This window comes from Streptomyces sp. NPDC046712, from assembly GCF_040645695.1.
In the GTDB taxonomy this organism is placed as follows: Bacteria; Actinomycetota; Actinomycetes; order Streptomycetales; family Streptomycetaceae; genus Streptomyces.
The window spans coordinates 17,574-33,031 of record NZ_JBEYYW010000013.1 but is presented as its reverse complement, the minus strand read 5'-3'; the positions used below and the strand labels follow the sequence as shown (position 1 = coordinate 33,031).

The 15,458-nt window shown below is 71.5% G+C and carries 13 protein-coding genes; 3 read left to right on the top strand and 10 right to left on the bottom strand.

What is annotated here, in order from left to right; genetic code table 11:
- Positions 1-7: 7 nt before the first annotated feature.
- Positions 8-3,004, bottom strand: a complete 2,997-nt coding sequence (locus ABZ939_RS18490; RefSeq protein WP_361855730.1) for an NACHT domain-containing protein — start codon at positions 3,002-3,004, stop codon at positions 8-10.
- Between the two features lie 490 nt (positions 3,005-3,494).
- On the opposite strand from ABZ939_RS18490, the gene ABZ939_RS18485 reads away from it, so the two are divergent.
- Entirely contained in the window at positions 3,495-4,223 is a 729-nt protein-coding gene (locus tag ABZ939_RS18485) for a M23 family metallopeptidase (RefSeq protein WP_361855727.1), read from the top strand.
- 13 nt (positions 4,224-4,236) lie between these two features.
- Here the strand turns inward: ABZ939_RS18485 and ABZ939_RS18480 are convergent, their stop codons facing one another.
- Positions 4,237-4,794: a helix-turn-helix domain-containing protein gene (locus tag ABZ939_RS18480; protein ID WP_361855724.1), complete on the bottom strand. Its 558-nt coding sequence runs from the start codon at positions 4,792-4,794 to the stop codon at positions 4,237-4,239.
- A 121-nt stretch (positions 4,795-4,915) separates the two neighbouring features.
- Here ABZ939_RS18480 and ABZ939_RS18475 point away from each other — a divergent pair, with 121 nt between their 5' ends.
- Positions 4,916-6,487, top strand: a complete 1,572-nt coding sequence (locus ABZ939_RS18475; protein WP_361855721.1) for an MDR family MFS transporter — start codon at positions 4,916-4,918, stop codon at positions 6,485-6,487.
- A 101-nt stretch (positions 6,488-6,588) separates the two neighbouring features.
- Here the strand turns inward: ABZ939_RS18475 and cseC are convergent, their stop codons facing one another.
- The 6 genes from cseC to ABZ939_RS18445 all read right to left on the bottom strand — a co-directional run bounded on the left by cseC (position 6,589) and on the right by ABZ939_RS18445 (position 11,701).
- Positions 6,589-7,905, bottom strand: coding sequence for a two-component system sensor histidine kinase CseC (cseC, locus tag ABZ939_RS18470; RefSeq protein WP_361855718.1), 1,317 nt, complete (start codon positions 7,903-7,905; stop codon positions 6,589-6,591).
- 12 nt (positions 7,906-7,917) lie between these two features.
- Positions 7,918-8,622 carry a two-component system response regulator CseB gene (gene cseB, locus ABZ939_RS18465; RefSeq protein WP_361855715.1) on the bottom strand — a complete coding sequence of 235 codons (705 nt, stop codon included), beginning with the start codon at positions 8,620-8,622 and terminating at the stop codon, positions 7,918-7,920.
- 31 nt (positions 8,623-8,653) lie between these two features.
- Positions 8,654-9,289 (bottom strand): hypothetical protein, encoded by a 636-nt coding sequence (locus tag ABZ939_RS18460; RefSeq protein WP_361856167.1) that lies wholly within the window; start codon positions 9,287-9,289, stop codon positions 8,654-8,656.
- A 53-nt stretch (positions 9,290-9,342) separates the two neighbouring features.
- A complete protein-coding gene (locus ABZ939_RS18455; protein WP_361855712.1) occupies positions 9,343-9,906 on the bottom strand; it encodes a SigE family RNA polymerase sigma factor in 564 nt (187 codons plus the stop codon).
- Positions 9,907-10,095: 189 nt separating this feature from the next.
- A complete protein-coding gene (locus ABZ939_RS18450; RefSeq protein ID WP_361855709.1) occupies positions 10,096-11,016 on the bottom strand; it encodes an A/G-specific adenine glycosylase in 921 nt (306 codons plus the stop codon).
- A gap of 22 nt (positions 11,017-11,038) precedes the next feature.
- Positions 11,039-11,701, bottom strand: a complete 663-nt coding sequence (locus ABZ939_RS18445) for a phosphatase PAP2 family protein (protein WP_361855706.1) — start codon at positions 11,699-11,701, stop codon at positions 11,039-11,041.
- A 159-nt stretch (positions 11,702-11,860) separates the two neighbouring features.
- Here ABZ939_RS18445 and ABZ939_RS18440 point away from each other — a divergent pair, with 159 nt between their 5' ends.
- Positions 11,861-12,697, top strand: a complete 837-nt coding sequence (locus tag ABZ939_RS18440; RefSeq protein WP_361855704.1) for a hypothetical protein — start codon at positions 11,861-11,863, stop codon at positions 12,695-12,697.
- Between the two features lie 97 nt (positions 12,698-12,794).
- Here ABZ939_RS18440 and disA read toward each other — a convergent pair whose 3' ends face one another.
- A complete protein-coding gene (gene disA / locus ABZ939_RS18435; protein ID WP_329125588.1) occupies positions 12,795-13,853 on the bottom strand; it encodes a DNA integrity scanning diadenylate cyclase DisA in 1,059 nt (352 codons plus the stop codon).
- Positions 13,854-13,990: 137 nt separating this feature from the next.
- On the bottom strand, positions 13,991-15,394 hold the full coding sequence (gene radA / locus ABZ939_RS18430) for a DNA repair protein RadA (RefSeq protein WP_361855702.1): 1,404 nt from the start codon (positions 15,392-15,394) through the stop codon (positions 13,991-13,993).
- Between the last annotated feature and the right edge of the window lie 64 nt (positions 15,395-15,458).

Sequence of the window (15,458 nt, the reverse complement as noted above, 5' to 3'; positions counted from 1 at the left end):
GGTCAGCTCAAGTGATGACGCGGACGGTGGGGGAGAGGTGTTCGGCGCCGGTGACCTCGGCGTCGGGGATGTGTACGGATTCGAGGCCTTCCAGGCTCGCGAGGGGGGCGAGGTCGTAGGAATGGCTGCGGCCGCTCTCGGTGATGTACAGCAGGCGCAGACCGGGAAAGGTTCGGGCGATCGGTTCGAACAGCTCGTCGGTGCGCTCACCGATCACGTCGAGGACCTGCACGTGAGGGAAGCGGATCGTGTCGGGGCAGCTCAGCAGCGTGACGTCGTCCACGAAGAAGCTCCGCAGCCGGGACAGGGCGCCGATGGCGAGCCACTCCTCCTCGCTCAGCGCACCGACCCCGCCCAGAGTGAGCACCTCGAGATGGGTGAAGGAGCGCAGGGAGCCGAGCCCCGCCGGGGGGCGGGACCCCAGATGGAGATAGAGCAGTTCGTTCTCGGCAGGCACGGATTCCAGGGCCCACGCCATGTCGTCCGCCAGCGCCAGGGTCGCCGCATTCGTGAGGAGCGGCGCCACAGCGGCCATCCCGTGGTCGGTGACGCCCGAGCGGATGTCGATGGAAAGGCACCTCAGCCCCAGGCGCACGAGCTCCGTGGCCTGCTGGTCGGAGCGGACGGTGTAGTTGAGCCTGTCCGGATCCAGGTCCGCGATGATCTGATCGGCGTACGCCACCGTGTCGAACCGGGACCATCCCCACATCAGCTGGGACCGGACGCGCAGTTCGGGGTGTCGGGTGAACCGTCGGAGGTAGGGGAGTGCCGCGTCGTCCGTGATGTGGGTCGCCGCCGTCACGACGTGCAGCGCCGCCTCGGAGTCCAGACCCTCCGGTTCCGGCAGCAGGTCGAGGACCGCCCGTCCCACCGATGCCAGCTCGCGTGCCTCCTCCGCGTTGCGCGGGGGAATCACCGTCGCAGTCCGCGCCAGGATCCGCTCACGGATCTCCGGCGCCACCTCCGTGGCGTGGTCCAGCGCCGTGGCCGCCACGACCAGGATGCGCAGGTGCGTGCGTCGCGTCGCTTCCGCGTCCGCCGCCTTCAGCAACTCGTCGAAGATCTCCGCGCATTCGCGCGGGCGCGCATGGCCGATGGCCATGCGGATGACGTCCTCCCACTGGTCGTCCGCCGCGTGCTGGACGAGGACGCCGATGTCCCACTGGTCCACGAGGGCCTTCGCCGCGAGGTAGTCCTGGAAGGTGCGGTGCACGAAGTCGACGGTGTCCGCGGTCGGTTCGCGCAGCAGGCCGCTGCGGTGGAGCAGGTGCGTGAAGACCGCGCCGGGGTCGTACCCCGCCGCCTCCGTGATCGCCGGCACGGCGGACCGTACGACGGACTCGGCGTGCGCACGGTCCATCGTCGTCCGGCCGTTGAGCGTCAGCCAGTACGCGAGACGCTGGATCAGCTGGATCTGCGGGGCCTCGCCCAGCTCGATCCCGTACGGCGTGCCCATGTCCCGCTCACGGTCCCGGCGGGAGAGCAGCATCGACAGCGCCGCGTCGTACAGCGCCTTCCGGCCGCGCGGCAGGAAGCCGCGCCTGCCGAGGTGCAGGGCGCAGATCAGGCCGCACATCAGCGGGTTGGTGGCGAGCTGGGAGACGTCGGAGGTGGTCCGCAGGGCATCGAGGAGGGGTTGTTCGTACGGTGCTGCCTCCGGACCGGCCGCCCGGTGCCAGCGCTGGACGAAGGTGCTGACCTCGGCGGTGGACATGGGGGCGAGGGTGAGTTCGGTGAAGCCGTCGGAGGTGAGCCAGTCCTCGCGTACGGCGGTGGGGCGGGAGGTCACGAGCCAGCGGTTGCCGTCGTAGGTGTCGAGGAGGCCGCGGAGCCAGCGGCGGGCGCGGTCGCGCTCCGCCTCGGGGATCTCGTCGATGCCGTCGACGAGGACCAGGCCGCGCCCGGCGGCGAGGACGCGGTCGGCCCAGCCCTCGGGCGGGGTGATCGGACAGTCGACGGCGGAGAGGAAGCGGTCGGGGGCGGGGAGCCGCTCGCCGTGGCGGGTGAGGGTACGGAGGGGGAGGACGAAGGGGATCCGGTCGCGGAGGTACGCCATGCTCCCGGCGTGGTCCTCCTCCTGGCCCGCCGCCGCGACCGTCAGCCACTGCACGAGCGTGGTCTTGCCGGATCCGGCGATCCCGCGGAGCAGCACCTTGTCGTGCCGGGCGAGGACCTGGTCGGCGCGGCCGCCGAGCAGGTCGCCACGGTGGACGGCCGCCGCCCGGCCGGAGCGGAGGCCGCCCCACTCCGTCGTGGCGGGCGACTCCGCGGACCATGGGTTCGCCGCCGCCCTCGTCGTCGCCTCCAGCGACAGGTACGCCACGTCCAGCGGCCACTTCTCCGGCGCGTCGCGGAGGTCCACCCCGTAGATCGTGAGGCTGCCGTGCTTCTTCGCCACGTACGCGAGGTAGCGCCGCTCGAACTCGGCGTCCCGCCCGTCCACCCGCGGCGTCCGGCGGATCACCTCGTCGACCTTGGCCGTCAGCTCGCTCTGGCCGCGGGTCTGCTCCACGAGTGTCCGGGCCACGAACGTGGACCGCTGGGTGAAGAACTCCAGGATGTGCAGGCAGGCCCACTCGATGAGCGAGTCGAGGAAGAGGACCGAGTCCGTCGACAGGCCGTCCGGGGCGGGGGCAGCCGTGCGCAGGCGCCTGGCGAGGGCGGTGTGGCCGAGGTGGACCGCCTGGACGTCGTCCATGTCGAGGTCGCCGAGGGCGAGGAGCGTGGCGGTCAGGGCGTCGGTGAGCGCCTCGGTCTCGTCGGCGGGGAACGGCGGCTCGCCGGGGCCTGTGCGGGCGCGTTCGACCAGGGTGGCGGCGAGTTTGCGGACGTCGCGTTCCGTCAGGGTGCGCTGCTCGCCGCGGAAGGAGACCAGCCGGGAGAGCCGGATACGGCGGGCGTCGCCCGTGAGTCCGGCGCCGGGACCGTCCTTGACCAGGAGTTTCTTGAGCAGTGGGCCCATCGCGGACGAGGCGAGTCGCATGCCGACGAGTGCTGGATCCACGTGCGTCCCCCGTATGTCCCTGCTGCGGACCGTGTCCCGCAAACCGTAGTCAGGGACGGCCTTCGACACGCCCTGGTTGCGTGACCCAGGTCCCATTCAGGGGCGGCGCGCCGTGACAAGGCGCACAGGCGTTTCGAGGGGTACTAACCGGAATAGTGCTGGCGTTTGCTGTCGATTCGGGACGTTCAGGGCCGGGCGGTCGGGACTTTGGTCCCTAGGGGGACCGAACCGTACGAGAAGCGGCCTGTCGGACTGATCCGGGCGGGTCCGACGTGCGAATAAACCGAATCTCTTGTGCCGCTTTGTCCGATTTCAGGGAGGGGTGTCCGGGGTCGTCAAGACCTGAACACCCCAGGAGATCGCTACGACGCAATGTCGTAGATGGGGTGTTTTACCCCGGATGGGGGTCCGGGTTACCAAGGAACAGCACCAAGCAGCCCGGCGCGCCGTTCGCGTCGGGTCCCGTTCTGTCCCGGAGGTTTTCCCCCGTATGTCGAAGCGCGTCATGAACCCCGCCGCCCGTATCACCGCCGTTGCTCTCGCCACCGCGGGTCTGGGAGCGTCGCTGGTGGCCGGAGCAGGGTCCGCCTTCGCCGCCGAGGGCAAGGCCGCCACCATCGCGACTGCCGCGACCGGTGCGTCCGCTGCCGTCGCCGCGCAGGCCGATGCCCAGGCGCTCGCCGCCACCAAGGCCGTCCAGGCCGCCGCCGCCAAGCAGGCCGCCGCCGCCAAGGCCGCCGCAGCCAAGGTCGCTGCCGCCAAGGCCGTGAAGGCCGCCCCGGTCGCCGCCAAGAAGGCTCCGTCCTGGGTCAAGCCCGTCACCTCCTACACGCTGACCGCCAGCTACAACCAGGGCGGCGCCATGTGGGCCCACAAGCACTCCGGCCAGGACTTCGCCGTCCCCGTCGGCACCCCGGTCAAGGCCGCCGGCGCCGGCACCGTCGTGAAGGCCGGCCCGAACGGCGGCGGTGACGGTCCCGCGTACGGCAACGCCATCGTCGTCAAGCACGCCAACGGCAAGTACTCGCAGTACGCGCACCTGTCGAAGATCGACGTGCACATCGGCCAGAAGGTCGCCGCCGGCCAGAAGATCGCCTCGTCCGGCAACACCGGCAACTCCTCCGGCCCGCACCTGCACTTCGAGATCCGTACGACCCCGAACTACGGCTCGGCTCTCAACCCGGCCGCGTTCCTGCGCACCGTCGGCGTCACCATCTGACCCGAGGAACGCTTCACCGCGCGCTGTGCGCCTGGGTGATCAGATCGAGGGCGACCTCGAGGACGGCTTCACGCTTCTCCTCGGGGTCGCCCTCGACGTTGTCCATGAAGAACATCCCCGCGTGCAGGGTGAAGATCGCGCTCACACAGCGCACCCGGTCGATCATGGCGAAGTCCGGCTCCTGGATCAGGGCGCTCAGTTCGAGCATCCGCTCCTTGAAGGTCAGGCCGATGCTCAGCTCGCGGACGGCCGCCTGGTTCTCCTGCATGAAGCGGAACAGCGGTGCCGCGCCGACCAGCGATTCCTGGTAGCGGCGCAGGATCTCCTCCCTGACCTCCAGCGTGCGCGGCTGCTCCCGCGCCCATGCGATCAGCTCGTCCACGGGCCGGGTGAGGTCCTGGAAGATGCCGATGATGATGTCTTCCTTGGTCTTGAAGTGGTAGTACAGCGCGGCCTTGGTGACGTCGAGGTGCTCGGCGATCTCGCGCAGTGAGGTCTTCTCGTACCCCTGCGCGGCGAAGAGTTCGAGGGCCACGTCCTGGATGCGCTGCCGGGTGTTGCCTCTGGCCATGGTCCGCTCCCACACACTCTTACTTACTTGACGACCGGCTAGTTACGGGTCTACTGTCCCCCAGTGTAGTAACTAGCCGGTCGGCAAGTAAGCACCCAGAGGGGTACGGGGAGCAGGGGACATGACGACGACACCGCAACCGAAGACAGTCGAGGGGGCGGAGCGGCCGCGCAGCGTCCGCGTCGTCCTTCTCGCCCTGATGATCGCGATGCTGCTCGCGATGCTCGACAACATGATCATCGGCACCGCCATGCCGACGATCGTCGGCGAGCTCGGCGGTCTCGCGCACCTCTCCTGGGTCGTCACCGCGTACACCCTGGCCACCGCCGCCTCCACCCCCATCTGGGGAAAGCTCGGCGACATGTTCGGCCGCAAGGGCGTCTTCCTCACCTCGATCGTGATCTTCGTGATCGGCTCGGCGCTCAGCGGCATGGCCCAGGACATGGGCCAGCTGATCGGCTTCCGTGCCGTCCAGGGCCTCGGCGCCGGCGGTCTGATGGTCGGCGTCATGGCGATCATCGGCGACCTGATCCCGCCCCGTGAGCGCGGCAAGTACCAGGGCATGATGGCCGGCGTCATGGCGCTCGCCATGATCGGCGGACCGCTGGTCGGCGGCACCATCACCGACCACTGGGGCTGGCGCTGGTCCTTCTACATCAACCTGCCGCTCGGCGCCGTCGCCCTCGCGATGGTCACCGCCGTGCTCCACCTGCCGAAGAAGGAGCGCGACCGCTCCACCCGGATCGACTTCCTCGGCGCCGCGCTGCTGACCGTCGGCATCACCGCGATCGTCCTGGTCACCACCTGGGGCGGTACGGAGTACGCCTGGGGCTCCGCGACCATCGTCGGTCTCTCGGTCGCCGGCGTCGCCGCGCTCGCCGCGTTCCTCTGGGCCGAGACCCGGGCGAGCGACCCGGTCGTGCCGCTGCACATCTTCCGGAGCCGTAACTTCACCCTCATGTCGGTGATCGGCTTCCTCACCGGCTTCGTGATGTTCGGCGCGGTCCTCTTCCTGCCGCTCTACCAGCAGTCCGTGCAGGGCGCCTCGGCCACCAACTCCGGCCTGCTGCTCCTGCCGATGCTGCTGTCGATGATGGTCGTCTCGCTGGTCTCCGGCCGGATCACCACCAGCAGCGGCAAGTACAAGATCTTCCCGATCATCGGTACGGCGCTGATGGTGATCGGCCTGTTCCTGCTCGCCCAGATGGACACCGGCACCTCCCGCCTCACCTCCGGGATCTACATGGCGGTGCTCGGCGCCGGCATGGGCTTCCTGATGCAGATCACGATGCTCGTCGCGCAGAACAGCGTCGAGATGAAGGACATGGGCGTCGCGTCCTCCGCGACCACCCTCTTCCGCACCCTCGGCTCCTCCTTCGGCGTCGCGATCATGGGCGCGCTCTTCACGAGCCGCGTCCAGGACGAGATGGCGGCGCGCGGCGGCTCGGAGCTGACCCAGCAGTCCGCCCAGCTCGACGCGGCCTCCCTGGCGAAGCTGCCCGCCGCGCTCCGCGAGGCGTACCAGTACGCGGTGTCGGCCGGCACCCACTCCGCCTTCCTGGTCGGCGCGGCGGTCGCGGTCATCGGCTTCGTCCTCGCCTTCCTGGTCAAGGAGGTCGCGCTGCGCGGTGCCGGACCGGCGCCGAAGCCCCAGGCCACGGACGAGGAGCCGAAGGTCGCCGAGACCGTCTGACCCCTCCCGTACGCGAAAGGGCCCCGGCACACCAGGTGTGCCGGGGCCGTTCTTCTGCATACGCCCCAGGGCCTATCCGACCCTGATCCGCCGGACAGGCCCTAGTCCGCGAACTTGATCATCGGGAAGCTGCCGGTGTTCGTCGGAGCGTGGTCGGGGAGCCACAGCACCGCGATCGCCCCGCCCGCCCCCTCCGGGGTCCCCTCGGGCGCCGCGTTGCGGAACGTCAGCCGGGCCCCGAGGACCCGGGCCTGCCCCGCCGCGATCGTCAGACCCAGCCCGTGGCCCTGGCCCGCGCGGTCGCTCGCGCCCGTACGGAAGCGGCTCGGGCCCTCGCGGAGCAGCGCCTCGGGGAAGCCGGGGCCATGGTCCCGGACCCGTACCACCCGGCCCTCGACCGTCACCTCGACCCGCGGCTTGCCGTGCTTGGCCGCGTTCGCGAGGAGGTTGCCCAGGATGCGCTCCAGCCGGCGCGGGTCGGTGTTGACCCAGGACTCGTGGACGACGTGCACGACCGCCTCCGGGTCGAGCGCCCGCACCCGCCGCTCCACGAACTCGCCGAGCGCGATCTCCTGCAGCTCGGCCCGCTCCGACGCGCTGTCGAGCCGGGCGACCTCCAGGACGTCCTCGACCAGGGTCCGCATGGCCTGCGCCCTGTCCCGTACGAGCTCGGTGGGGCGGCCGGGCGGCAGCAGCTCCGCCGCCGTGAGCAGCCCGGTCACCGGGGTGCGCAGCTCGTGCGCGATGTCGGCGGTGACCCGGCGCTCGGCCTCGATCCGCTCGTTCAGCGCGTCGGTCAGGGCGTCCACCGCGCGGGCCAGCTCGTCGGTCTCGTCGCGGACGACCCCGCCGATCGCGTCCCGTACCCGTACGTCCGTGTTGCCCTGCGCGACCTTGCCGGCCGCCGCCGCTGCCTTGCGCAGCCGCCGCGAGAGCTGGCCGCCGATGAGCACCCCGAGCGCGCAGCCGCCGAACACCACCGACACCGAGCCGATGACCAGGGCCCGGTCGAGGTCCTTCATGATCGCGGTGCTGCGGTCGGCGAACGGGATGTGCAGCGACAGCACGTCGCCGTTGGCCAGCGGCACGGCCGCCCAGACGTCCGGCGGACCGCCGTGGCTGTGCTCCTGGACGTACGTTCCGCGCCGCTTGTCCCGCATCAGCTGGTCCAGCTGCGGCGGCAGCATCGGGTCGTTGATCTTGGTGCCGAACCGTGGCTCCTTCGGCTTGGACCCCTCGTACATCCGCTGCGCGAAGAGCAGCCGTTCCATCTGCACCTCGCGCGCGTTGTCGAGCATCGAGACCCGCGCCGAGTTGTGGACCACGAGGCTGAGGGTGACCGCGATGAGCGCGCCCACCGCCGCGATGGCGACGGCGATCTTCCAGCGGACCCCCGTACGGAGTGCGAGCGGCTTCACCAGTGCGCTGCCCTATGCCTTGAGCTTGTAGCCGAAGCCGCGGACCGTCTCGATCCGGTCCTGGCCGATCTTGGTGCGCAGCCGCTGGACGTGGACGTCCACCACGCGGGTGTCGCCGCCCCAGCCGTAGTCCCAGACCCGCTCCAGGAGCTTGTCCCGGGACAGGACCGTGCCCGGCGCGGACGAGAACTCGAGCAGCAGGCGCATCTCCGTCGGGGTGAGACCGACGGGCGAACCGTTCTTGCGCACCTCCATGCCCTCGGTGTCGACCTCCAGGTCGCCGAAGACCAGCACCGGGCCCTCGGGTGCGTCGTCCCGCCCCCCGTCACCGGCCGCCGGGCCGCCGGCGTGCCCGAAACGGCGCAGGACCGCCCGGATCCGCGCCACGAGCACGGACCCGTCGAACGGCTTGGTCACATAGTCGTCGGCCCCGGCCTCCAGGCCAAGGACGACATCGATGGAGTCGGCGCGCGCGGACAGCATGATCACCGGCACGGTCGACTCGTCACGGATCCGGCGGCACAGGCTGACGCCGTCCATGCCCGGCAGCATCACGTCGAGCAGCGCGATGTCGGGCCGGTCCGCCCGGAACGCCTCGAGCCCGGACAGCCCGTCGGGCATGGCGGTCACCGCGAAGCCGTCCCGCTCCAACGCGAGCTGGGTGGCTTCACGGATGACGTCGTCGTCCTCGACGAACAGCACATGGGTCTCGGCCATCGCGCGCCCTTCCTGGAACCTCGTCCGCTGATCAGTTGCTGCTGGTCGGCGCGGGGCCGTCGATGCCCCCGTCGCCGACCGCGCGGCTGTAGTCGTTGTGCACCCAGTCGTGCTGGCTGAACCTGTTCCCCGCCCAGCGGTACCAGATCACGTCCTCGCCGGAGGGGTAGGCCACCGGGTCGCCCTTGGCGTACACCTGCTTGGTGACGACGAGGTCGCCCCGGTCGATCGTCGCGTAGACCGCCGCGTCCTCGGCCATGAAGACGTTCTTGTACGCGCCGCTCTCCTCGCGGTACACATACGTGCCGATGCCGACGGCATCGCCGCAGGTCATCACGTTGACGACGACATCGGGCGAGGTACCGCCGGTCAGGTTCCCGTACGAGGCGTCCACCGGGTACGCGTCGGCGACACAGGGTTTCAGATCCGCCTTCAGACGTTCGCCGATCTTCGGGTCGTTCTTGATCAGCGCGATCGGGTCGACCCGCTTGGCGGTCGACGGTTCGCCGGAGGCGAAGGGGGAGGGCGTCGGGGCGGGCGATGCCGCCTCGTCGGCGCGGGCCGCGCCCTCGTCCCGGGAGCCGGTACCGCCGGTGGAACAAGCCGTCAGGAACAGCCCGACGGCGACGAGTCCGGCCAGTGCCGTGGTACCCGTCGCCCGGAGGATGAGTTGTCGCCGAGGGCCGTCGGGCCCGTCGTCGTCGCCGTTGTGTCTGGCGCCTAGGCCGCGCACCGGTCCTGCCCCCGTTCGTCACGTCGTACGGTCGACCGCTCCAGAGCACGGGCGTCGTCGACGCCGCGGCTCTCCAGTTCCTGACGCAGTCGGGCCAGTGCGCGGTGGAGCGTGGACTTCACCGTACCCGTCGACATGCCGAGCGCGGCCGCGGTCTCCTCCGTGCTCATCTGTTCCCAGTGCCGCAGGACGACCACACTGCGCTGCTTCGGGGCGAGCACCTTGAGGATGTCCATCAGCAGGGCACGGTCCGCGTGCTGCTCGGTGGCGTCGTCGACGGACGCGTCGGGCAGCTGCTCGGTGGGGACCTCGTCGAGCTTGCGGGCCCGCCACCACTCGGTGCGCGTGTTGATCATCACCCGGCGGAGGTACGCGTCGGCCAGCGACTTGTCGGCGATGCCGTCCCAGCGGCCGTAGGTCCGCACCAGCGCCGTCTGCAGCAGGTCCTGCGCGTCGACGGGGTCCGGGACGAGACGGCGCGCGCTGCGCAGCAGCGCGTCCTGCCGAGTGCGGACGTACTCCTCGAAGTCGAGCACCTCACCGTGCGACATCCCGAACCGCCTCCGATCCCCGTGACCAGCCTGTTTGCTTGACGTCGACGAAGTTACGGAGCAGTTGTCACGAGGCTGTCCGGGGCAGCCGTCGGCGGATGCACGGCTGCCCATCGGTTGTGTAACAGGGGCGTGAGATGGGTAAGGAGTGGAGTTCGGCTGTCCGGGGTGGGGTCCGGCTCGAGGGGCTCAGGACTGCGGCAGCCGGTACAGGCCGTTCTCCAAGGGCTCGACCAGGCCGTCCGCGACCAGGCCGTCCAGCGCGCGGCCCCGCTGCACCGGCTCGTCCCAGACCGCGTCCAGGGCGGACTGCGGCACCGCGCCGACGGCCTCCCTGAGTACGGCGAGCAGCCGGCCGCGCACCTGCCGGTCCGTGCCCGCGTACGTCTGGCCGCGCCGCGCCGGTCCGTCGTGGGCCGGCTTCCCCGACAGCCGCCAGACGCAGCTGTGGGCGATCGGGCAACGCCCGCAGTCCTCGTTCTTCGCCGTGCAGACCAGCGCGCCCAGCTCCATCGAGGCGGCCGCCCAGCGGGCCGCCGTCTCCTCGTCCGCGGGCAGGAGCGCCCGAGCGAGCCTGCGCTCGGCGGCGGTCGTGGCGTTCGGCGGGTACTGGACGCCCGTGGCCGCCCGGGCGAACACCCGGCGGACGTTGGTGTCGAGAACCGGGTGCCGCTGCCCGTACGCGAACGAGGCCACCGCGGCCGCCGTGTACTCCCCGATGCCGGGCAGCGCGAGCAGCGCGGAGTGCTCGCTCGGTACGTCGCCGCCGTGGCGTTCCGTTATGGCCACGGCCGCCGCGTGCAGCCGCAGCGCGCGCCGCGGATAGCCGAGCCTGCCCCAGGCGCGCACAGCCTCGCCGGGCGCGTCGGCCGCGAGGTCGGCCGGCCGCGGCCAGCGCGCGAGCCACTGCTCGTACACCGGCAGGACCCGTACGACCGGAGTCTGCTGGAGCATGAACTCGCTGACCATCACCCCCCACGCCCCCGCCTCGGGGCGGCGCCAGGGCAGGTCGCGGGCGTGCCGGTCGAACCAGGCGAGGACGGGCCCGTGCAGCTCGGCCGGGGCGGCCGCTTCGGGGGCGTCGGTGAGAGACGTGTCGGTGGAAGTCATGGCACCTCCGATCCTGGCACGTTCAGTGCGCGCCGTGGCGCACGCCCTCGGGGCGCGTGGAGGCGCGCGGGCGCGGCCCGCGCCCCGCGCACCACACCACCGCGCCGTTGCGGCTCGTCCGGGCCGTCTCCACCAGGGCCCGGACGGGCCGGGCCGCGGCCCTGACGGTCAGGAACGCGAGCGCTCCGCCGAGCAGCAGACCGACCGTCACGTCGTGCGGGTAGTGGACGCCCACGAAGACCCGGGAGAAGGCCATGAGCAGCGCCATGGGCACGGTCAGCCACACGATCCCGCGCCAGGCCAGCGCGAGTGCGACCGCCGCGGCGCCCGCGATGGCGGCATGGTTGCTGGGGAAGGACCAGTCGCCGGTCGGCGGGCACGGGACGAGCGAGGCGGGGGCGCCCACGACGGCCCGGCACGGGCGCTCCTCGTCCACCACTGTCTTGAGCGCCTCGCTCACCACGTAACCGAAGGCCGTCGCGAGCGGGGCGAGCAGCGCGAGGGCCATCGCGTCGCTCCGCCCGGACCTGGCCCGCCACCAGCCGGCCACGAACAGCACGCCGAACAGCAGCAGTCCGGCCTCGGTCCACAGCTCGGCGAGGCTCTGGAACCAGTGCGGGGTGGAGTGGGCGAAGCCGGCGACGTCGAGATACATGTCGTCGGAGAGGTCGGTGAGCGTGTCCATGGTCGGCGACGCTAACCGCCGGCCGATGACCGGCACCCGTGCCGAAGGACCAGGACGACCCCCTACGAAAGTGGGGGGGATGTGATCATCGGCAAAGTTTGGTGCCTGGGGCGGCGGGTGGGGCGGGAGTTGGCGCCGATCTCTCGTAAGGTTCGGTCCGTGGGATCACTGCGCAATCCGGTCGGGCCGCTTCCCTCCTCCATCTACTGGCGACGGAGGGCGGTCGCGCTGTGCCTGGTCGCACTCCTCGCGCTGCTCGCGCTCTGGGTCGTCACCTCCGGTGGGGGCGGCGGGAAGAAGACGAACGACGCCGCCAACGGCTCCTCTCCCGCGCCCTCGATCACTCCCGGACCTTCCGGCTCCGGACCCGCGATCAGTGAACAGCCGGGCGGACGCGACGAGTCGGGCGAGTCCGGCGAGAACTCCGGCGGTGACGGCGGCGACGGCGGCGACGGTGGCGACGGTGGAGACAGCGCTTCCGCCGGCGCGGACGCCGGCACCGAGGGCGGCGGCAAGAACGGCGACACCGACGGCGCGGGCGGCGACGGTGGCGCGGGTACGGGCGCGGGGCAGCAGGTTCCGGCCGATTCTCCGCTGCCGAACTGTGCGCCCGGAGCACTGCAGTTGACCCTCCGCAGTGCCAAGGTCTCGTACGCGCCGGGTGAGAAGCCCCGCTTCCACCTGGTCGCCAAGAACACCTCCGCCGTCGACTGCAAGGCCGATTTCGGCCCGAAGAACGCGGTCCTGACGGTCAGTAACGACAAGAACGAGGACGTCTGGTCCTCCCAGGACTGCCCGCGCCCGGCCGTCGGCGTCCTGCTGCGGATCCCGGCACGCTCGACGATCACCCACACCGTGGAGTGGGACCGCGGCCGGAGCGCCCCGCAGTGCGCCACCGCCCCGGCGGGCCCGGTGGGACCGGGGACGTACCTGGTGGAGGCGGCGATGCCGGGCGTGAAGGTCCTTCCGGCCTCGTTCACGCTGGCCAAGGACTGACGGTACGGGAAAGGGGCCGTACGGGATTCTCCGTACGGCCCCTTTCCGTGTCCGAGTGCGGCCAGGGCCTGTCTTTCGGATCAAGGTCGGTCAGGCCCTAGACGTACCGCTCCAGGATCGAGGACTCCGCGAGCCGGGACAGGCCCTCGCGGACGCTGCGCGCCCGGGCCTCGCCGACGCCGTCGACGGTCTGGAGGTCGTCCACGCTGGCCGCGAGCAGCTTCTGCAGCCCGCCGAAGTGCTCCACGAGCCGCTCGATGATCGCGCCGGGCAGCCGCGGGACCTTGGCGAGGAGCCGGTAGCCGCGCGGGGAGACCGCGGAGTCGAGGGTCTCGGGGGAGCCGCTGTAGCCCAGGGCCCGCGCCACGATGGGAAGTTCGAGAAGCTCCGCGTGGGTGAGCGCGTCGAGCTCGGTGAGCGCCTCGGCGACCGTGCGGGAGCGCTTGGCCGTCGGCTCCGGCACGTAGTCGCGGATGACGAGCTCGCGCTCGGGCTCCACGCCCGCGATCAACTCGTCGAGCTGGAGGGAGAGCAGCCGGCCGTCGGTGCCGAGCTCGACGACGTACTCGGCGATCTCGGTGGCGATCCGGCGGACCATCTCCAGGCGCTGGGCGACGGCCGTCACGTCCCGGACGGTCACCAGATCCTCGATCTCCAGGGCGGAGAGCGTGCCGGCCACCTCGTCGAGCCGGAGCTTGTACCGCTCCAGGGTCGCGAGCGCCTGGTTGGCGCGGGAGAGGATCGCGGCCGACTCCTCCAGGACGCGGCGCTCACCGTTCACGTAGATGGCGATGAGCCGCATCGACTGGGAGACGGAGACCACGGGGAAGTTGCACTGCTTGGAGACCCGGTCCGCGGTGCGGTGGCGGGTGCCGGTCTCCTCGGTGTGGATGGAGGCGTCCGGAACGAGCTGGACACCGGCCCGGTGGATCTTGGAGATGTCCTTGTCGAGGACGAGCCCGCCATCCAGCTTGCACAGCTCACGCAGCCGCGTCGCGGTGAACTCCACGTCCAGCACGAAGCCGCCGGTGCACATCGAGTCCACCGTCTTGTCCATGCCGAGCACGATCAGACCGCCGGTGTTGCCCCGCAGAACGCGCTCGAGGCCGTCGCGCAGTGCGGTGCCGGGAGCGACCGCGCTGAGGGCCGCGCGCATCAGCGCTTCGTTCCCGTCCTTGGCTGCCACTGCACTCCTCCGGCTCGTACGGATGGGCGAGACCAGGGCAAAGTCTAGCGACACCGCCCCGCGCCCCTCCGCCGCGCGCCGGAGCACACCCCCTTCTCGCCCGAGTGCTACCCGTCCTCGCCCTTCGGGGCCGCCGCCCGGCGGCTCCTCGGCAGCACCCTCAGCGCGTCGCCCATGTCCGCCACCTCCGTGACCTTCATGCCCGCCGGCACCTTCCCCGGGTCCGTGGGGACCAGGGCGTGCGTGAACCCGAGCCGGTGCGCCTCGGCCAGGCGCCGCTGCACGCCCGTGACCCGGCGGACCTCGCCCGCGAGGCCGACCTCACCGATCGCGACCAGGTTCTTCGGCAGCGGGGTGTCGCTGGCTGCGGAGGCGAGCGCGAGCGCGATCGCCAGGTCGGCGGCCGGCTCGGAGAGCTTCACGCCGCCCACCGTCGCCGAGTAGATGTCCCGCTTGCCGAGCGCGCTGATCCGGCCGCGCTGCTCCAGGACGGCCAGCATCATCGAGACCCGGGAGGTCTCCAGGCCGGAGGTGGTCCGGCGCGGGGACGGGATCTGGGAGTCGACCGTCAGCGCCTGGACCTCGGCCACCAGCGGCCGGCGCCCCTCCAGGGTGACCGTCAGGCAGGTGCCCGGCACGGCGACGTCGCGGCGGGTCAGGAACAGCCCGGAGGGGTCGGCCAGGCCCGTGATCCCCTCGTCGTGCAGCTCGAAGCAGCCGACCTCGTCCGTCGCCCCGTACCGGTTCTTCACGCCGCGGACCAGCCGCAGGCGCGCGTGCCGGTCGCCCTCGAAGCTCAGGACGACGTCGACCAGGTGCTCCAGAAGGCGGGGTCCGGCGATGGCCCCGTCCTTGGTGACATGGCCGACCAGGAGCGTGGACATGCCCCGCTCCTTGGAGGCCCGGATCAGTGCGCCGGCGACCTCGCGCACCTGCGCCATGCCGCCGGGCGCGCCGTCGATCTCCGGGGAGGCGACGGTCTGCACCGAGTCCATGATCAGCAGCGAGGGCTTGACCGCGTCGAGGTGGCCGAGGACGGCGGACAGGTCGGTCTCGGCGGCCAGGTACAGATGGTCGTTCAGCGCGTTGATGCGGTCGGCCCGCAGCCGGACCTGGCTCGCGGACTCCTCGCCCGTGACGTACAGCGTGCGGTGTTCGTCGCTGGCGGCCTTCGCGGCGACGTCGAGCAGCAGCGTGGACTTGCCGACGCCGGGCTCGCCCGCGAGCAGCACGACCGCGCCGGGCACGAGGCCCCCGCCGAGGACCCGGTCCAGCTCGTCGACGCCGGTGGAGCGCGCCGTGGCCTGTCGGCCGTCGACCTGGCCGATGGGCAGCGCGGCGGTGGAGACACGGCCTGCGGCGGTCGTGCGGACGGCGGGCGCGCCGTACTCCTCGACCGTCCCCCAGGCCTGGCACTCGGGGCAACGGCCGAGCCATTTGGCGGTCGTCCAGCCGCACTCGGTGCAGCGGTAGGACGGCCTGTCCTTGGCGGATTTCGTACGGGCAGCCATGCCCCGAACCGTAGCGGCACCCACTGACAGCGGACCCCGTGCCCGCCGCCCGCCGTGCTCCCGG